We start from the raw sequence: 19,256 nt of genomic DNA, 5'->3' as shown, positions 1-19,256 counted from the left end.
GGTGCTGCATTGAGTTCTGATACTCATCCACGAGTATCAAACACTCGCGCACGAGTCCCAAACACTCGTCCACCAGTCCCAAACACTCGTCCACCAGTCCCAAACACTCGCCCACGAGTCCCAAACACTCGCTCACGAGTCCCAAACACTCGCTCACGAGTTCCAAACACTCGCCCACGAGTATCAAACACTCGCCCACGAGTTCCAAATACTCGTCCACGAGTTCCAAATACTCGCTCACGAGTCAACAATCTTGTCCCCTCACTGCATTTTCAAGGAACAAGATACTCTTGTTCACACTGCCCAGCCTACAAAAGTGAGCGATGCTCCAGAGGAGCCGCCGGGGCGCGATGACGCAGAGCGTCCGCCATAGGCGATCGCCCTTTCTACGAAATCATGCTGTAGGCGATCGCTCATCCTGCAAAGCTATAAACTTCTATTTTGTTTCTCTCGTATTGCGCTAAGGCTTGAGCGATGCAAAAGCGCAAAATAACAACTCTTTTGGACAGACTTTGTAAAATTCTGAAGGATTGTCAAACCCTCTGTGACTCGTTATCCTTCAGACAGAAACGATGAATTATGGGAAACTCAAATGGCAAGCAATACTTCTTTAGAGGAGCGACTTGCAGCAGTAGAAGCAGCGATCGCACAGTTGCAGAAGCAAGTTGCGCCTTCTCAACCAGCGAATTGGCTGCAACAAATTACACGGTCTTTCAGAGATGAACCTGCCTTTGAGGAGGTACTTGCTTACGGACGAGCAATTCGCCAAGGAGATGAGTCTCTCCTCGAAGCGCAAGACGAGCTATCCTGTTTTATTAAGTAGGAAGATTCAGCAATGGATGTTACGAAGCGGGAATTCTACGTCATTATTGAACGAGATGAAGATGGCTATTATGTTGGGGAAGTCCCTCAGCTAAAAGCTTGTTATAGCCAAGGCGAAACTATTGATGAGTTAATGGAGAATATCAAAGAAGTTATTGAACTTTGCCTGGAAGAAGAAGGTGATGAAGAGATACCTGAGTTTGTAGGCATTCAAAAGGTAGTAATTTGATGCCAAAACTACCAGCTTGTACAGGTGATGAAGTTATTAGCGCTCTCAAAAAAGTAGGTTTTCAAGTAGTTCGACAAAAGGGCAGCCATATACGAATGCATCATGAAGATGGACGGGTTGTAACAATACCTATTCATGCTGGTAAAACTTTGGGTAAAGGGTTGCTACGTAAGATACTACGTGATGCCGAACTCACACGCGATGAGTTTATAGCATTACTTGGATAAAACGGGAGCATCCCAAATGTGTAAAATGATTTTATTTTGTAGTGCGGGCATCCTGCCCGCTTCAATAATAAAGTAGGGAGCAAGATGCTCCCACTACCGTCTTTTTTGCAAAATTGGGATGCTCCCGATAAAACAGCAATTCTATTGAGTGAGATTTCTTTGTAATCAGAGTTTCCAAAACTTCTCATTCCCTACTTAAGGACTTCCAAATTAAAAAGTATCCAATTTTTTCTTGTGGGATGGGCTTCTAGCCCGTCCTATTAACAGGGCGGGCTTTCCTGCCCACCCCACAAGATTGAATAATTATTTTTTGGAAGTACCTTCTAGCAGGGAACGTTATCAGGGTTTGAACGTTAAGTTGACACCAATGAGCAATGCCTTTGCCCCTACATCTTGTCCTTTATCTACCCCTTTCCTGCTGTGACCAAATGCGCGTTGGCAATCCCCAAACGTAGATAAAACCCTCAGCTGCCTTATGGTCAAATGTATCCTCAGCGCCGTAGGTTGCCAAGTCAGGAGTGTACAGAGAATTATCAGAACTCCGCCCAACGATGGTAGCGTTGCCCTTGAACAGTTTCACCCGCACAGTTCCAGACACTCGCTCTTGTGTCTTTTGAATAAAGGCATCCAATGCTGTTTTTAGCGGGCTGTACCACAGACCGTTGTAAATTAATTGGCTGTAAGTCTCCTCAATACCACGCTTGTAGTGCGTAACATCTGCGGTCAAAGTCAAGCTTTCCAAATCTCGATGTGCGTGAATTAACACGAGCAAAGCGGGTGCTTCATAAATTTCCCGCGATTTGATACCTATCAAGCGGTTTTCTACCATGTCGATGCGTCCAACACCGTGATTCCCAACGACTTGGTTAAGTTGTTCAATCAGTTCAACTGGGTTGATGAATTCACCATTGAGAGTAGTTGGAATTCCTCTGGAAAATCCAATTTCAACGTACTCTGGCTTATCGGGAGTGTCGGCGATCGCCTTCGTCATTGCATAGATTTCTTCTAATGGTTCCACATTAGGGTCTTCCAGAACGCCTGCTTCTATACTGCGACCAAGCAAGTTACGGTCAATACTATAGGGTGAGGATTTTTTCACTGGCGAGGGAATGCCATACCGTTCGCCGTAGGCGATGGTTTCCTCGCGGCTCATTCCCCATTCCCGTGCTGGTGCAAGTATTTTAATATTAGGGTTTAGTGCAGCAGTCGAGACATCAAAGCGCACTTGGTCGTTACCCTTACCAGTGCATCCGTGAGCGATCGCATCAGCACCGTATTTTTCTGCTGCTTCTACCAATGCTTTGACAATCAATGGACGAGCAAGGGCAGTACTCAAAGGATAGCGGTTTTCATACAGGGCGTTTGCTTGAATTGCCGGAAAAGCGTAATCTTTGACAAAGCTTTCTTTGACATCCACCACTAGCGATTCACTTGCTCCCGATTTCAGAGCTTTTTCTCTGACAGGTTCTAATTCATCTCCTTGTCCTAAATCTGCCGCTAGGGTAATGACTTCTTCCACGCCCCACTCATGCTTGAGGTAAGGAATGCACACTGAGGTATCTACACCACCAGAATAGGCTAAAACAACTTTCTTAGCGCGCCCCATTTATTTCTCCAGTTGACAAAACAGCACAATGAGTCACTATTATCTAACTTAATTTAATGTTTTATACATATTAAAATTTTTACCTAAAAAAAGTAACATTATATACATAATTATTGAAACCTGTACTATGAAATGAGATGTACAAATAGGTGATGTCTTATGTCTCTCACCATCAAAGACCTGGAAAAACTACAAACCCAGCTTAGCGAAGCTCATCTCGACTACCAACTGGAACTGATAGATGGAAAGATAATTGTCATGGGTCCATCAGATATTATCTCTAGCGAAATTGGGGTTGAGTTAAGTAGCCAGTTGAGGAATTGGGTTAAACCTCGCAAATTAGGGCGGGTATTTGACTCTAGCGGTGGGTTTATTCTCCCTAACTCAGATTTAACTGCTCCCGATGTGTCGTTTGTTTCTGCTGAACGTCTGCGACGCAGTCCAAGGTATTTTGGTGAGTTAGTTCCAGATTTGGTAGTAGAAATTAAATCTCAAAGCGACCAAATTAAACCGCTCAAAGAAAAAATTCAGTCATTCCTAAGCATGGGGGCGCGTGTTGGGATACTAATTGATCCTGATAAGGATACTGTGACTATCTATCGTACAAATGCCGAACCAGTTGTGCTAACTGATGGAGATGTTTTGACAATTCCAGAACTACTTCCCGATTGGAAAGTCGAAATTTCTGAACTTTGGCCAGTTGAATTTGAATAACTTAATTTTAAAGAGACAAATTTTTAACAGACAACATTGAGAGTAAATCCTGCTTAAACAAAGGATGAATAGGAATCGCTGCACTAGAGCTGCGGCTAGTTAACTGCAATGTGATTTCGTTAATACCAAAAGTTTGCTCCAAATGAGTTTGTAATTCCCGAAGCAGGCGATCGCGTTCTTCAACAGTCGCACAATCCACAGTTAGATGAGCGCAAAGCATGATCTGCTCTTTGCTAATTCTCCAAACGTAAAGTTTTTCTACCTGCAAAACTTTAGGAAAAGACTTGAGAGAGATTTCCACAACACTCGGGTTAATTGATTTTGGTGCATACTCCAAAAGAATCGAGATACTTTCTCGCACAAGTGGCAAAGCACTGACACCCATCAAGCTAGCAACTACTAAGCTAATAGCCGCATCTGCCCATAACCAATTCCAAAAGTGAATCGCGACAGCAGCAACAATCACACCCAAAGAACTAGCAGTATCAGCGATGATATGAAGCCAAGCACCCCGTAGATTTAAGTCGTCATGAGAGTGAGGATGCAGCAAAGTCATGTTGAGCAGATTGACGATTAAACCTACCACAGCTACTGCTAGCATTGGTAAGCCAGAAATTTCTTCCGGACTCCCCAACCGATGAATTGCTTCCCAACAAATGAAAATAGCGATCGCAAGCAAACTTAACCCATTCACCAAAGCCGCCATAATTTCAATGCGGCGATGTCCAAATGTTGCCCTACCGACAGCAGGTTGCTGTGCTAACCAACTGGCAAACAGTGATATTCCCAAAGCAGCAATATCAGAAAGAATGTGTTCTGCATCTGCCTGTAGAGATAAACTGCCACTCCATAAACCGACACTCCACTCAGCAACAAAAAACCCAGCCAGTAAACAAACAGTTATTGATAAAAGTTGAGTTTTTCGACTGTTTTGAGTTCCATCGACTGAACTATCTGAACACTCGCAGTTGTAATGTTGCTCTAAAAGCATGACCCGAATAACCCTATATAAATTACATCTTTAACATGAACAATGCCTACCATAGCTTGATTTCTAGGCATTGCTAGACAATTGACGTTTGATATTGCAGTACGAGTTCCATAATGTATATTTTAGTACAAAAACTCTCTTGAGTTAATTTCACAATGGCTTTACGCCTGCTTTATAACAATTTATTACGAATCGATTCATTTTTACGTATCATTTATAAAGATACACTGTTAGTTTATACTCAGTGCTTAACTAATATAGTACACAAGGTCAATTATGCTCCGTTCACACATCAAGTGGCTCATACCAGCAGCCTTAGCTTTCGGTGGTTTCGGGTTAAATGTGCAAAGCGCGAGCGCGCAGGCTACATATGATACCTATGACTTTACTGCTAACTACAAGACATCAGTCCAACTTCAGCCCTTCCTACCGGAACAGAACATCGTAAGGGCAACCATCACAGGTGAGAGTACTGATGCTCCTTACGGATTGACCAAGTTTACTAGCAATACTTACGGACAGACTGAGCCTCGTGGAGACAATACATTCACCAGATTCAATTCCGATCCAAGCACATTTGGCATACAAGGCGAAGTACTTGGCGATATATACTACGGCGACGGTCCTAATCAGTTATTTGGATTAGCAAATGACAGCGCTGAAATTAACCCCAACGAAGGCACAATTAGGGGTGGTGGTACCATAACTATCACTGGTGGAACGGGCATGTTCCAAAACACCACAGGCAGAATAGATTTTACTCAGGAGGACAGACTTGGTCCACCAGGAGCTCCTACTGAGGGTAACGCTGTACTGAAATTCTCCTTAAAGACTCCTCGGGCGGTTCCAGAACCAACAGCCACCACAGCATTAGTCGGCGTGGGTGTACTTGGAGCAGGTGTTCTGCTACGCAAACACCGTCGTAAAGCGACTTGCAACTGACAAAAACTGCTCATTGCATTATATAGCGGTTCTCACTTTGCTTAAATACCGCAGGAACTTTACCTCCCAATTCTCCTCTTTGCAACATCCAAAGGGGGAGTATTTTCTCTCTTAAGGGCAGGTGTTTTGAAAGTTATCAGCAAAGCCTATATTTTCGTTCAAAAATTTTTCTTTGCGTCTGGGTTTCTCCGCATCTCCACATCGGTCAAAACGCAAAATCTGTAAAACCTACCCTTGAAACGAGTATTTTCTCCCCTCTTCGCTTGCACCCTTTGGGGTAAGGTGTGGGGGTTTCTACGGTAAAAATTGTATTGCATCCAAATGCAAATCGCCATAATCCTCATCTCAACTACCTCCGCCCTAGTTCTTCTAGGGCGGTTTTGCTTTAAGGAACAGTGTTGTAGTCACTGCTGTCCTATCCTGGAGATGGGCAATACTGATGTGGGTGAGACTGTGTTTTTTAGCGTTGTGATTCCGACTTACAATCGTAAGCCAATTTTGGAAAAGTGCCTCAGAGCTTTGGAGGCACAGAAGCTAACTGATGTAGAGACGAGAGGTGGCGCGTCTTATCAACAAACATTCGATGGCGCGTCTCTACAAAATTACGAGATTGTCTTAGTGGATGATGGCTCTACTGATGGGACATTGGAGTGGTTAGAAGCAAACAAACAGGAGTTTCCCCATGTGCGAGTCTTTCGTCAAAATCATGCAGGACCTGCAGCAGCGCGAAATTTGGGAGTAGAAAAGGCACTAGGAGACACTATTATTTTTATTGATAGTGATTTAGTGGTGACAGAAAATTTTCTACAAGCTCATGAGTCAGCACTGATGCAAGGAAAAGAGAAATTGGGAGGCGATCGCTTCTTTACCTACGGTGCAGTTATTAATACTTGTAATTTTGACAACCCCACATCTGAACCATACAAAATAACAGATTTTTCCGCCGCCTTTTTTGCCACAGGTAATGTAGCCATTCCCAAGCATTGGCTGGAGAAAGCCGGACTTTTTGACACGTGTTTTCAACTTTATGGTTGGGAAGATTTAGAACTAGGTGTCAGACTCAAAAATCTTGGTTTAAAACTCATTAAATGTCCTGCTGCCGTTGGATATCATTGGCATCCACCTTTTAACTTAGAACAAGTTCCCCGCTTGATTGACAAAGAAATTCAGCGCGGACGCATGGGAGTTTTGTTTTATCAAAAGCACCCCACTTGGGAAGTGCGAATGATGATTCAAATGACTTGGTTACATCGCTTACTTTGGGGAATCCTGTCACTGAATGGCATCCTCAATGAACGTACAATGGCTCCATTTTTACAATGGTTAATTAATTTAGGTAAACCGCAGTTGGCGTTAGAAATTGCCCGAATTTTTCTAAACTGGTATAACGTCAAGGGTGTTTATGAAGCGTATACCCAAATGCAAAAGCCAGCTTGATAAGAGGCGAGCGGCGCAAGCCATTGCATTGGTAAAGATGATGTAGTAATTTCCTATTTTGGATGTCGTATTTTCTCGACACTCCCAATTTCCCAATAGCTGCCACAGCTATGCTACTCTAGTATGGTTAACTAATCTCGCACATCCAGGAGTTCGGGTGTTTCCTGCTTTGGGAAATACGCCTGGGTGGAGGTTTAACCCGAATCGGAGTAACAAATATGCCAGTTGTTTCATTGGCTCAAATGATGGAGTCAGGAGTTCACTTTGGGCATCAAACCCGTAGGTGGAATCCAAAGATGTCTCCTTATATTTACACCTCTCGCAACGGAGTACATATCATCGACTTGGTGCAGACGGCCCAGTTGATGGAAGAGGCTTATACCTATATGAGGTCACAAGCTGAGGCTGGCAAGAAATTCCTGTTTGTTGGTACCAAGCGGCAAGCAGCAGGAATTATTGCCCAAGAAGCAGCCCGTTGTGGTTCTCACTACATTAACCAGCGCTGGTTGGGTGGAATGCTCACCAACTGGACGACTATCAAAACTCGGGTAGACCGCCTGAAGGATTTGGAACGCCGGGAAGAAAACGGCGCTCTCGATTTGCTGCCCAAAAAAGAAGCTTCAATGCTGCGTCGGGAAATGGCGAAGCTTCAGAAATACCTGGGTGGGATTAAAACCATGCGGAAAGTTCCTGATGTTGTCGTGATTGTAGACCAACGGCGGGAGTATAACGCAGTGCAAGAATGCCAAAAGTTGGCAATTCCGATTGTGTCCATGCTGGATACTAACTGTGACCCGGATGTAGTAGATATTCCCATCCCAGCAAATGACGACGCCATCCGCTCGATTAAGTTAATAGTAGGCAAATTGGCGGACGCCATTTACGAAGGTCGTCACGGTCAATTGGATTCAGAAGAAGAGTACGAAGATTACGAAGGCGCTGAGGGAGACTACGACTACGACGAGACCGAAAGCGACTACAGTGACTTGGTGATTCCCGACGAAGAAGAGGAAGAATAATTGGTGCTAAGGAGCCAGCAAAGAATCAGGGCTTTCCCGCGCCTAGGCGACTGGTGAGTCCTGTAGTGTCTGTTTAAAGGACAGACCCGATAGCCCTCCGGGTATGCCTATGGCTAACGCCACGGCTTCGCCGAACGGCACGCTACGCGTTCGCCCTTGGCGTGCGCTTGCGCTTACGCCAGTCGCCTGCTGCGGGAGACCCTCCCCCAGCGCTGGACTCACCGTAAGGCGTGGCCGTTCCCACTAGGGCGTTGCTGAGTGCCGAGTAAAATAGTAGTACTTGGTACTCTAGAGTACTACTTATTTATGAGTCCTTAGCTACAGGTAAAATCCTAAGTTAGTGGTGAGTGCTGAGTAGAAATAACTCAGCACTTATGATTCATTGCTCAGGATTTTCTTAAACCCAGGACTCTAAACTTTCATTTGAGAGCGATTAAAACTGTCAGTCAAGTTAGGAATTGAGGCAACATGGCGGAAATATCTGCAAAACTTGTCCAAGAGCTACGTCAGAAAACTGGTGCTGGCATACTGGACTGCAAAAAGGCGCTGAAAGAAACTGATGGTGATATAGAAAAAGCCATCGAGTGGCTGCGGCAAAAGGGCTTTGCCAAAGCTGACAAGGTAGCAGGACGTACTGCGGCAGACGGTCTAGTAGACACGTACATTCAACCCGGAGGTGAGGTTGGTGTGCTCATAGAAGTCAACTGCCAAACTGATTTTGTTGCCCGTAACGAGGGTTTTAAAGCTTTAGTTCAGAACTTGGCGAAGCAAGCAACAACCGCCGAAAGCCCTGAGGCTTTGTTGACTCAACCTTACATTGAAGATGAAAGTCTAACGGTCGAAGCTTTTATTAAGCAAACGAGCGCCCAGTTGGGTGAAAATATCCAACTGCGTCGCTTCGCCAAATTTGGACTAGCAGAAGGCACACAAGGGGTAATAGATAGTTACATTCATACCGGCGGTCGAGTTGGTGTGTTAGTGGAACTAAACAGCCAAAATGCAGTAGCTGGTCGTCAAGAGTTTCAAACTCTGGCACGCAACCTAGCGATGCAAGTTGCAGCTTGCCCAAATGTTGAGTATGTCAACGTAGAGGACATTCCCCCTGAAGTTGCCCAAAAAGAAAAGGATATTGAAATGGGGCGGGATGACTTGGCGAACAAACCACAGAACATCAAAGAAAAGATTGTTCAGGGACGGATTGAAAAACGCCTAAAAGAACTGACTTTGCTGGATCAACCTTATATTCGTGATCAGAGTATCACAGTGGAAGAATTGATTAAGCAGACTGGCTCACAACTGGGCGAAAGCATCTCCGTTGGTCGCTTCGTTCGCTATATCCTGGGCGAGGGTATTGAGAAGGAAGAAAGCAACTTTGCTGAAGAAGTCGCTGCGCAAATGGGCAGCAAGTAATTTAGTCATTTGTCATTAGTTTTGGGCAAAAGACAAAGGACTATTTCCAAGACAGGTCAGGCAAGCCAAGCTGACCTGTTTTTCATTCATGGTCAGATTAATGTCAGATTTTCGTTTGGACTTTGGTAATAAAATTTACCATGATTTGCTGAGCGTTACTATAGATTAGAGTTCCTATCTGTGTGTAAATCCAAAATTCAACATTCAACATCTAAAATCAACATCAAGAATCTAAAATGCTTTGGATGGTTATTTTAAAATAGAGTAGTACGTTTATACCAAGATAAGGTTCAGATGGGCAATAGCAAGAAGATATGGCGAAAGCAATTGAGCGAATTGAACGGGATATTTTAGCACTAGAAGAAGCGATACAGGCGATCGCAAAAGAACTCCAAACCGCCTATACCAATTATCTCAGCGCCTTGGGGGAAACCGTACGCAAGCAGCTAATTCTGGCGACATATCACCTGTGTACCCAAGGGTATCCGGAAAGCTTTTTGAATTTGTCATTGCATCAGCGGCAACAATTGCAACAAGCCATCCGCAAGTTGGGTCAACAGACAGCCGAACAATTACAAAGTCTTATCAACCCAAGTGAACAGCAGGTAGCAGAGGAAGATGAGGGGGATGAGGAAGATGACGAAGATGACGAAGATGACGAAGATGACGAAGAGGACGAAGATGACGAAGATGACGAAGAGGACGAAGATGACGAAACATCTGCCTCTACTCCCACGACTTCCCCTACTTCCGTGACTCCCACAACTTTCCTTACTTCCACGACTTCCCTGACTCCCGCTACTTCCGTTACTCCTCCCAATCCTCTGACTCCCGCTATTCCACCTATTCCTCCTAGTTCCCCTAACCCCCCAACTTCTCCCATTCCTCCCACTCTTCCCACTCCCGGTGCTTCCTTCTCCTTATCCCCTTTGTCCTCCTTGTCCTCTTCCCCAAACACCTCTAACCCTATAGAACTAGCTAAGTGGCAACAGAATTTAGAAAGAGCGACACAAGAAAAGCTCAAAAGAGTTTCTCGTGAGGCGAATCTTCTCATACAGAAAGCAGGGATAATACCCAAAAAATTACCAGGACCAATTTTAGAAGCAGCTGCAGCTGCGGCATCAGAAGCATCTGCCGAAGTGATGCCAGGGCCACCCAATCTACTAAACTTGGTTATTGAAATTGAAAATGAGCAGCAGTCAGAAGACTCCGGCTTGACACAAATTATGGCTATCAACCTGCGGCTTGGGGAAATTGAATTTGCTGACGCGACACTCTCGTCTTATCGCAAGCAGATTCGCAGTGTCTTGCTTCAGCTCAATCGGCTAGGGCAGGAGTATCAAAAAAAACAGCGGGAACGTTCAGTTGCCCAAGCTGAAGCAGCATGGCGTGCTATTTGGTCTGATGATTAGTCATTTGTTCTTTGTCCAAAGTCAAATGACTAAGAAAGAACTCAGAATATGCCCTGCGGGCACGCTGCGCGTTTGCGCAGCTCCTCCGGAGGAGGCACAGGAGTCAGAAGTCAGTATGACTTTTATGCCATTGGGTAACACCTGTGGGAGAAAACAAAACTTATTCTTCTTAAAATCAGGCTGAATTAATTTGTGAAGTGATTCTGAGTTCTGTGTTCTGCGTTCTGTGTTCTTCTCAAGAATGACTAATGACTACTGACACACCAGATTGGATACGATTGCAGAAAGCCTTGGCAATAGAAGCAGAACAAGGTTTTACTGACTTGCTGGGTAAACAATACCGCTTCAGTGAGTTTCTTACCCTGACTTTTGGCAAATTCCCCACAGGGTTGCCCAGCATTGAACGTCGCCGCTGGCAAGAACTAGCGGCTGAATTTGCTAACTATCCAAATCTGGCAGTGGAAGATAGACAACACTTGGTAGCAGAGAGTCGTAGGTATCTGTACCAACTACAGCAAGCGACTGAAGGGGAAGCAGAGGAAGATGAGGGAGATAAGGGAGATAAGGGAGCAAAATCTTCCTACTCATTCTCACTTCCAAAATCTCCAATTGTCGCTGAGGTGAGTCGCAGACTTGCGCCTAACCTAGACCAAAAGCTGAGTGATATACCAGAAATAGGCGTTAGAAAAGCTGCAAATTTAGCACGTCTTGGTTTATACAGGGTGCGTGACTTACTTTTCTACTATCCCCGTGACCATATTGACTATGCGCGTCAGGTAAATATTCAGCAGTTGGTGGCAGGGGAGACGGTGACGATAGTGGCAACAGTGAAGCGCTGTAACTGCTTTACTAGTCCCAAAAACAAGAAATTAACGATTTTAGAAGTGCTGCTACGTGATAAAACGGGTCAGATCAAAATCAGCCGTTTTTTCGCTGGTACGCGCTTTAGCAGTCGTGGTTGGCAGGAAAGTTTAAAGCGTCGTTATCCAGAAGGTAGTATTGTGGCGGCGTGCGGATTGGTGAAAGAAAGTAAATACGGCTTGACGTTGGAAGACCCAGAAGTGGAAGTTTTGGCACATCCAGGAGATACACTTGAGTCGTTGACTATCGGTAGAGTGGTACCTATTTATGCCCTGACAGAGGGAGTTGGGGCGGATCTGGTGCGACAAGCAGTCATTGCCGCTTTGCCTTCTACTGTGCATCTCAAAGACCCACTACCCAGTGGTTTGCGGGATAAGTATAACTTGATGGAGTTGAAAGAAGCAATTAATAATATCCATTTTCCCCCAGACAGCGATCGCCTGCAAGCTGCCCGTCGCCGCCTTGTCTTCGATGAATTTTTCTACCTGCAACTTGGGTTACTCCAACGTCAGCATTATGCGCGGCAAAATCAAACCAGTGCCATTCTTGCCCCAAAAGGTGAACTGGTAAAAAAATTCTACGAGATACTGCCGTTTCAACTCACAAACGCTCAAGCTAGAGTCCTTAACGAAATTCTCAACGACTTGCAAAAATCTGTACCGATGAACCGTCTTGTGCAAGGTGATGTCGGTTCTGGTAAAACTGTTGTTGCCGTGATTGCTATTCTTGCTGCCCTTCAGTCTGGGTATCAAGCAGCACTAATGGCTCCCACAGAAGTCTTGGCAGAACAGCATTATCGCAAGTTAGTGAGCTGGTTTAACCTCCTGCATTTACCCGTGGAATTACTGACGGGCTCCACAAAAACGGCAAAAAGACGACAAATTCATGCTCAGTTAGAGACGGGTGAATTACCGCTGTTGGTGGGGACTCATGCGTTAATTCAAGACCCCGTAAACTTTATGCGATTGGGTTTGGTCGTAATTGATGAGCAGCACCGCTTTGGGGTAGAACAACGGGCGCGTTTGCAGCAAAAAGGCGATCAACCCCATGTATTAACTATGACAGCGACTCCCATTCCCCGAACTTTAGCGCTGACAATACACGGGGATTTGGATGTCAGCCAGATAGATGAGTTACCACCAGGACGCCAAAAGATTCAGACAAACGCGCTCATCAGTCAGCAACGCACTCATGCTTACGACCTGATCCGCCGGGAAATTGCCCAAGGACGGCAAGCTTATGTCGTTTTGCCGTTGGTAGAAGAATCAGAAAAACTGGATGTGCGATCGGCAGTAGAAGAGCATAAAAAGTTACAAGAAACTATCTTTCCAGAGTTTGAAGTGGGGCTGCTTCACGGTCGCATGAGTTCAGCCGAGAAAGACGAAGCAATTAGCAATTTCCGGGATAACAAAACTCAAATTTTGGTTTCTACCACTGTTGTAGAGGTAGGTGTAGATGTCCCTAATGCAACAGTAATGCTCATTGAAAATGCTGAGCGCTTTGGCTTATCTCAGTTGCATCAGTTGCGGGGGCGAGTTGGTAGAGGTGCCGCTAAGTCCTACTGTTTATTAATGAGTAGCTCCAAAAGCCCTGATGCACAGCAAAGGCTCAAGGTTTTGGAACAGTCTCAGGATGGCTTTTTCATCTCAGAAATGGATATGCGTTTTCGCGGTCCTGGGCAAGTCTTGGGAACTCGTCAATCAGGCGTGCCAGATTTTACATTAGCGAGTTTAGTAGAAGATGAGGAAGTGTTAATTTTGGCACGGCAAGCAGCTGAGAAGGTAATAGAGATAGATCCAACTATAGAGCGTTGGTATTTGATGAAAGAAGAGTTGAAGTATCGGTATGAGCGGTTAATGGGTGGAGCAATTTTGACGTGATTGACCATGATCGCTCGTTCAAGGAACTGCTCACCACATTTTTTGTGGAGTTTTTAGAGCTATTTTTCCCCGAAGTCATTGCCTATTTAGAACCTAATTCTTTTAAGTCCCTATCGGTTTGGGGAAAGAGCTACAGCCAGAAAATTGCTACGTTCAGTTGTGGTTGATGTGAGTTAGTAGTGCTTCTCTGATCTTCCATTGGGCGATGCTTGTTTTAACCGCAGGCATTTCCTTAATTTTTTATACCCATTCTTACGCATCGCGATCGCTACGCGGTCGCCGATTTTTAGTCTAAACTCCAGGAATTAAAATTACAATGTTTAGGTTTACTTATGAATAATATTAGCTAAAAATATATCAATCTAAGTATAAAGAAATTAAATATAAGTACGTAAAGAAAAATCTTACTTCTGGATAGTAGATGTATAAAAATATGTGGCATATTAAATTAAAATAAAGATTAATTAAACTTTCTGCATACATAGAGAGATTGGGCGAATCACCTACTGAATCTGCCTAAAACCTCTTGAAGCGAAAACACCAACAAACTATGAACTCTAGAACTAAACAACGCATCGCCTTAATTTCAGTACATGGCGATCCGGCCGTTGAAATCGGGAAAGAAGAAGCTGGAGGACAAAATGTATACGTGCGCCAAGTTGGAGAAGCACTAGCTAAACTTGGGTGGCAAGTTGAAATGTTTACCCGCAAAGTGAGTGCGGAACAAGAAACAATAGTTCAACACAGCCCAAACTGTCGAACCATCCGGTTAGAAGCTGGTGCGGTTGAATTTGTGCCACGAGACAATTTGTTTGGATACTTGCCAGAATTTATAGATAATTTCCTTAAATTCCAGCAAGAAAATGGCTTTGTATATCCTTTGGTTCATACAAATTACTGGCTTTCTAGCTGGGTAGGAATGCAGTTGAAGGAAATCCAAGGGAGCAAGCAGGTTCACACGTACCACTCCTTAGGAGCAGTTAAGTACAACACGATTAATACGATTCCTCTGATTGCTACTACCCGGCTAGCAGTGGAAAAACAGGTGTTGGAGACAGCTGAACGAATTGTGGCGACAAGTCCGCAGGAACAAGAACATATGCGATCGCTTGTTTCCACAAAAGGAAGTATCGACATTATTCCTTGCGGTACTGATATTGGGCAGTTTGGTTGTGTAGACAGACAAACTGCAAGAGCTGAGTTGGGAATCGACCCAGAAGCAAAACTCGTGTTGTATGTAGGACGTTTTGATCCACGCAAAGGTATAGAAACACTCGTGCGTGCTGTGGCAGAGTCGAAATTGCGATCTGAAAAACTCCAGTTAATTATTGGGGGTGGTAGTCGTCCAGGTCACAGCGACGGAATGGAACGCTCGCGCATTGAAAATATTGTCGCCGAATTAGGGATGAGCGACTTTACAACCTTCCCTGGTCGTTTGAGTCAGCAAATTCTGCCATATTACTACGCAGCTGCTGATGTTAGTGTTGTTCCCAGTCATTACGAACCTTTTGGGCTGGTAGCAATTGAAGCGATGGCAAGTCACACACCAGTTGTAGCAAGTGATGTCGGCGGACTTCAGTTTACAGTCGTCCCTGAAGAAACTGGTTTATTGGCACCACCACAAGATGTTGGTGCTTTCTCTGCTGCGATCGACCGAATTCTCGCTAATCCCCAATGGCGAGACCAGTTAGGTCAAGCTGCTAGAAAGCGGGTTGAAACAAAGTTTAGTTGGGAAGGAGTCGCATCTGAGCTAGCTGAACTTTACACCCAATTGTTACAACAGAAAGTTGAAGAAATACCACAAGAAACCCACAAAGAAGCGATATTGGCGAGTTAACAGTACCGACTTACTGGACATAAGTCGTGAATAGTCAAGACTCTATAGGTTAAACCTAACTCTGAGTGGTTATAACTTTTGACTATATCCCGATTGTCCATTATGCATGACCGACAAACAACTCACTCAATACGGTTGAAAATCTTAACATAGAGGATTTCATAGAAGACTTCGTAAAGAAGTCTTTTTATTTGTTGAGAATTTTTATTTGAGAAAAATTTATGTTTTACAACTTAAAACAGATTGTCTGTGTCTGTTTTCGAGAATGTGCCCAAAAAACAAGGAAATTTTATATTTAGTCAAATTTTCTGTAAAATACAGTGCTTTTTCTCGCCATTGTACGAACTCATGTCTTAACCTCTAAAGATAGAAGTGATATCAGGTTCGGTTGATTGCTTATCATTCCTGAAGAACCCCACCCCTTTATCCCCTCCCCGCCAGCGGGGAGGGGAGCCTAAGCGCAGCTTTGGCGGGGTGAGGTGCAGTCAACGTGGAAATCATAACTAATTAGCCGAACATGATATGATTGCTTGCTTCACTACTTAAGTTACAACCAAAGCCAACCGAAACAGGAATCAGTAGTTTGATGAATCTACACTTGTTTATTTCATACAGCAGCAATATTGGCGTCAGTCGTCAGAAGTAGAATTTGCTCGATATCTGGCTGTTGAGTTGAAAAAGTGTACCTCAATAAAGATGCAAACTGTTGTATGTGTTGGAGTAATATTTTTGATTTATTAGGTGCAATCTATTAAATTTAGTAGCAATTTGGGTGTGCAATCAGTTTCGCTGCGCCCGAAAGCAACACAGAGATGTTAAGAAATCAGCCATTCAAAGGGAAAACTATGCTTCGTGTACGCAAGTCTATCAATTACAGCAAGTCACTGATTATTTTGGGGTTAGCTACGCTGGGTTTATTTGTAGCACCTCATTCTGCCAAAGCCTTGACACTCGTCAATCAAACAGGTTTTACTGACACAGACTTTGAAAACCTGATAAATCAGGGTCAATTTAACGAATTGTTTGTTGCCGAAGGTCGCATTGGCGATTTGAGTGGTACTGCAACTTATGAACTCAGTATAAATGACGATGTTAAGAAAGGTGCTAATCCCCTAGAACAACAGCAGTATGCTTGGGAGAATAATAAGCCGGTAGACTTCAGCTTGGAATACACAGGAAGTACCGTTAACTATACAGTTGATGGCAAGCTCCTCAGCAGCAACGCTTTTAATGGTCCGGTGAATGACATTTTCATCCGTACCTTTGCCTCGAATAACAGTGCTGTATCTCTGACTAACTTGGCGTTTAACGGTGAAGGAATTGGAGATTTGGGTTCTTCTTCTCTAGGTATTGGCTCAGACGTAGATTATCTGCGAATTCGTGAAATCAGCGATCCATTCGTGATCACTGGTAAAACATCGTTGTTCTGGGCTGCAACCCCACCAAGAAATTCTCAATTGGCATACCAAATTAAGGTTGGCGGCAGTTCCTCAAGCACAAGCGTACCTGAACCAGGAACAGTTGGTGCAATCTTCTTGGCGACAGTGGCAGGTATAGGTTATGGCAGAAGAAAAAAAGTCAAAGTAGCTAGCTAATATAGCGCTTCTCGTTTGGATGAAGTAATTATTTATCTGTGTCCATCTGTACGGCAGTTGCTATCTCCTGCGGAGACGCTGCTTTGAACAACGGGGGGAACCCCAACGCCAGTCACCTGCACTGGCTTCTCCGTCTGAGCGTGCTGGCTCCGCAACGCACGCAAGAGTCCATCTGTGGTTCTTATTTCTTGATGTATTGCACTCAACACAAAGTAACTAGCTAATAGGCTCAAAAACTAGTCAAAAAAGCAGCGGTCAGCATGATATTTGAAAAAATCAGTACAGCTGACCGCTTTTTGCTTGCCCCACTTTATGCTGAATTAGAGAAAATGGAATTATACTGACAATCGATACTCAAACAACAACGGCCAATCGTCGTGCAAACATTTGACTTCACAACGCTTAGCGCTGTTTGTAGCGACATCCGCGCTCACTGGCTACCATCACGCATAGAACAAGTTTATCAGCGCAATAGCTACACCATTGCCATAGCACTCCGCACTCTCAAACCACGGGGTTGGCTGGAAATTTCTTGGCATCCCCAAACAGCTCGCCTTCATATCGGCGATCCACCACCAAGAACACCAGATACTTTTACCTTTAGCCAACAACTACTGCACCAATTAGGTGGTTTGGCGTTGGTGGGGCTGGAGACAATAGCTCCTTGGGAACGTGTCGTTGATTTGCAATTTGCCGGTCGTCCGGGAGAAAGCGCTTTGTATCACCTGTACGTTGAAATCATGGGCAAGTACAGCAACGTTATTCTCACCGATGCCAATAACAGCATTATCACCGTTGCCCATCAAGTCAGCCAACAAAAATCCAGCGTCCGCCCGATTCTTACAGGACAGCCTTATGAAACACCACCGAGTCTGACTGCTGCTATACCTAGTTTGGGCGAATCTCAAGAACGTTGGCAAGAACGAGTCAGCTTAGTCCCAGGAGCTATCAAACGTCAGTTGCTCAAAACATATCGCGGTGTCTCACCTTCACTGATACAGTCAATGCTGCTGGTATCAGACATAGATCCAGAAAGTTCAACAGACACTTTAAAACCTGATGACTGGCAACGGCTGTTTCACCATTGGCAAGAATGGCTGCTGATGTTGGAAACCCAGAAGTTTGAACCTGGTTGGACAAAAGAAGGATACACTGTACTTGGTTGGGGTGCGATCGAGAGCGCGAAAAATATCCAAGAGTTACTCAACCGTTACTACACTGACCAGAGCAATCAACAAACATTTTCCCAACTGCGCCATCAGTTGAGCCAGAAACTGAATAATATTCTGGAAAAATTACGACTGAAAGCTGCTAATTTTGAGCAACGCTTGCAGCAGTCTGAGAACGCGGATGAGTATCGACAAAAAGCTGATTTGTTGATGGCGCATCTGCATGAGTGGCAAGTGGGAATGAAGGAAATTATTCTGGCTGATTTTGAAACTGGTAAACCGACAAAAATCGCTTTAGAGCCAGATAAAAATGCTGTGCAAAATGCTCAAAGTCTTTATAAACAGCATCAAAAACTCAAACGTGCTCGGACTGCTGTAGAACCGTTATTGGCTGAAGTCAAGGCTGAAATTGAGTATTTAGAGCAAGTGGAAGCGGCGATTTCTCAGATAGAGAATTACACAACAGCAGAAGATTTACAAGCTCTAGAAGAAATCCGCGAGGAACTTATTGGGCAGCGGTATTTAGAAGACTCAGGATACCGTCGTCGCAGTTCAACTGAAGCCGCTAGCACTAACTTTTATCGTTACCGCACCCCCAGTGGTTTTGAAGTCTTAATTGGTCGCAACAATCGCCAAAATGACCAATTAACCTTTCGTGTAGCCAACGATTACGATTTATGGTTCCACGCTCAAGAAATTCCTGGAAGCCATGTGCTGCTTCGTCTAGAACCAGGTACTCCTCCAGAAGAAGCCGATTTGCAATATACTGCTAACTTAGCAGCATACTATAGTCGTGGTCGTCAGAGTGAGCAAGTGCCAGTGGTTTACACTCAGCCAAAACACGTCTACAAACCCAAAGGAGCCAAACCAGGAATTGCTATTTACAAGCAGGAGCGGATTATTTGGGGACAACCGCAGTTAGTTGAAATAACTAAAAAGTAAAAAGTAAAAAGTAAAAAGTAAAAATTAATTAGTTTTACTTTTTCTTGCCAGATGCTTGAATTCTTCTTAAAGATAGAGGCTATTTTCCTTCCTCAACATCTTTTTTTGATAAATATCCATAAAAAGTCTGTGCTGGCTGTTACAATATTGTTAAGAAAAGTTT

At 44.3% G+C, this 19,256-nt stretch carries 19 protein-coding genes; 14 read left to right on the top strand and 5 right to left on the bottom strand.

Annotated features, from left to right (window positions below):
• Nucleotides 1–23 precede the first annotated feature (23 nt).
• Nucleotides 24–248, bottom strand: coding sequence for a hypothetical protein (locus V5G28_RS05865; RefSeq protein ID WP_332993863.1), 225 nt, complete (start codon nt 246–248; stop codon nt 24–26).
• A 46-nt stretch (nt 249–294) separates the two neighbouring features.
• Nucleotides 295–417: a hypothetical protein gene (locus V5G28_RS05860; RefSeq protein ID WP_332993861.1), complete on the bottom strand. Its 123-nt coding sequence runs from the start codon at nt 415–417 to the stop codon at nt 295–297.
• Nucleotides 418–544: 127 nt separating this feature from the next.
• Between V5G28_RS05860 and V5G28_RS05855 the strand changes: the two genes are divergently transcribed.
• The 3 genes from V5G28_RS05855 to V5G28_RS05845 are packed head-to-tail and all read left to right on the top strand — an operon-like array spanning nt 545 to nt 1,278.
• Complete coding sequence (locus tag V5G28_RS05855; protein ID WP_332993859.1) at nt 545–823, top strand: hypothetical protein; 279 nt, start codon at nt 545–547, stop codon at nt 821–823.
• A gap of 12 nt (nt 824–835) precedes the next feature.
• Nucleotides 836–1,051 carry a type II toxin-antitoxin system HicB family antitoxin gene (locus V5G28_RS05850; RefSeq protein WP_332993857.1) on the top strand — a complete coding sequence of 72 codons (216 nt, stop codon included), beginning with the start codon at nt 836–838 and terminating at the stop codon, nt 1,049–1,051.
• On the top strand, nt 1,051–1,278 hold the full coding sequence (locus tag V5G28_RS05845) for a type II toxin-antitoxin system HicA family toxin (protein ID WP_332993855.1): 228 nt from the start codon (nt 1,051–1,053) through the stop codon (nt 1,276–1,278). Before V5G28_RS05850 ends, V5G28_RS05845 begins: the two co-directional genes overlap by 1 nt.
• A gap of 400 nt (nt 1,279–1,678) precedes the next feature.
• Here the strand turns inward: V5G28_RS05845 and V5G28_RS05840 are convergent, their stop codons facing one another.
• Complete coding sequence (locus V5G28_RS05840; protein ID WP_332993853.1) at nt 1,679–2,884, bottom strand: argininosuccinate synthase; 1,206 nt, start codon at nt 2,882–2,884, stop codon at nt 1,679–1,681.
• Nucleotides 2,885–3,043: 159 nt separating this feature from the next.
• Between V5G28_RS05840 and V5G28_RS05835 the strand changes: the two genes are divergently transcribed.
• Nucleotides 3,044–3,598, top strand: a complete 555-nt coding sequence (locus V5G28_RS05835) for a Uma2 family endonuclease (RefSeq protein ID WP_332993850.1) — start codon at nt 3,044–3,046, stop codon at nt 3,596–3,598.
• A gap of 7 nt (nt 3,599–3,605) precedes the next feature.
• Here V5G28_RS05835 and V5G28_RS05830 read toward each other — a convergent pair whose 3' ends face one another.
• Nucleotides 3,606–4,589 (bottom strand): cation diffusion facilitator family transporter, encoded by a 984-nt coding sequence (locus V5G28_RS05830; RefSeq protein WP_332993848.1) that lies wholly within the window; start codon nt 4,587–4,589, stop codon nt 3,606–3,608.
• 276 nt (nt 4,590–4,865) lie between these two features.
• Here V5G28_RS05830 and V5G28_RS05825 point away from each other — a divergent pair, with 276 nt between their 5' ends.
• From V5G28_RS05825 to V5G28_RS05785, 9 genes are all read left to right on the top strand, one after another.
• Nucleotides 4,866–5,531, top strand: a complete 666-nt coding sequence (locus V5G28_RS05825) for a hypothetical protein (protein WP_332993845.1) — start codon at nt 4,866–4,868, stop codon at nt 5,529–5,531.
• A 426-nt stretch (nt 5,532–5,957) separates the two neighbouring features.
• Nucleotides 5,958–6,968 (top strand): glycosyltransferase family 2 protein, encoded by a 1,011-nt coding sequence (locus V5G28_RS05820; RefSeq protein ID WP_332993842.1) that lies wholly within the window; start codon nt 5,958–5,960, stop codon nt 6,966–6,968.
• A gap of 218 nt (nt 6,969–7,186) precedes the next feature.
• A complete protein-coding gene (gene rpsB, locus V5G28_RS05815; protein WP_332993840.1) occupies nt 7,187–7,987 on the top strand; it encodes a 30S ribosomal protein S2 in 801 nt (266 codons plus the stop codon).
• Between the two features lie 468 nt (nt 7,988–8,455).
• On the top strand, nt 8,456–9,397 hold the full coding sequence (gene tsf, locus V5G28_RS05810) for a translation elongation factor Ts (protein WP_332993839.1): 942 nt from the start codon (nt 8,456–8,458) through the stop codon (nt 9,395–9,397).
• A 314-nt stretch (nt 9,398–9,711) separates the two neighbouring features.
• On the top strand, nt 9,712–10,809 hold the full coding sequence (locus V5G28_RS05805) for a primosomal protein (RefSeq protein ID WP_332993838.1): 1,098 nt from the start codon (nt 9,712–9,714) through the stop codon (nt 10,807–10,809).
• Between the two features lie 248 nt (nt 10,810–11,057).
• Nucleotides 11,058–13,550 carry an ATP-dependent DNA helicase RecG gene (gene recG / locus V5G28_RS05800; protein WP_332993836.1) on the top strand — a complete coding sequence of 831 codons (2,493 nt, stop codon included), beginning with the start codon at nt 11,058–11,060 and terminating at the stop codon, nt 13,548–13,550.
• On the top strand, nt 13,547–13,717 hold the full coding sequence (locus V5G28_RS36595; protein WP_442994225.1) for a hypothetical protein: 171 nt from the start codon (nt 13,547–13,549) through the stop codon (nt 13,715–13,717). The genes recG and V5G28_RS36595 overlap by 4 nt, the downstream gene beginning before the upstream one ends.
• A gap of 383 nt (nt 13,718–14,100) precedes the next feature.
• On the top strand, nt 14,101–15,387 hold the full coding sequence (locus tag V5G28_RS05790) for a glycosyltransferase family 4 protein (RefSeq protein ID WP_332993833.1): 1,287 nt from the start codon (nt 14,101–14,103) through the stop codon (nt 15,385–15,387).
• Between the two features lie 845 nt (nt 15,388–16,232).
• Nucleotides 16,233–16,982 carry a choice-of-anchor W domain-containing protein gene (locus tag V5G28_RS05785; protein WP_332993831.1) on the top strand — a complete coding sequence of 250 codons (750 nt, stop codon included), beginning with the start codon at nt 16,233–16,235 and terminating at the stop codon, nt 16,980–16,982.
• Between the two features lie 32 nt (nt 16,983–17,014).
• Here the strand turns inward: V5G28_RS05785 and V5G28_RS05780 are convergent, their stop codons facing one another.
• Entirely contained in the window at nt 17,015–17,215 is a 201-nt protein-coding gene (locus V5G28_RS05780) for a hypothetical protein (protein WP_336229830.1), read from the bottom strand.
• 144 nt (nt 17,216–17,359) lie between these two features.
• Here V5G28_RS05780 and V5G28_RS05775 point away from each other — a divergent pair, with 144 nt between their 5' ends.
• Nucleotides 17,360–19,093, top strand: coding sequence for an Rqc2 family fibronectin-binding protein (locus V5G28_RS05775; protein ID WP_332993827.1), 1,734 nt, complete (start codon nt 17,360–17,362; stop codon nt 19,091–19,093).
• The last annotated feature ends 163 nt before the right edge of the window (nt 19,094–19,256 follow it).

The organism is Scytonema sp. PRP1, from assembly GCF_036697665.2.
GTDB lineage: Bacteria > Cyanobacteriota > Cyanobacteriia > Cyanobacteriales > Nostocaceae > Kalymmatonema > Kalymmatonema gypsitolerans.
This window is presented reverse-complemented; position numbering and strand designations above follow the sequence as displayed.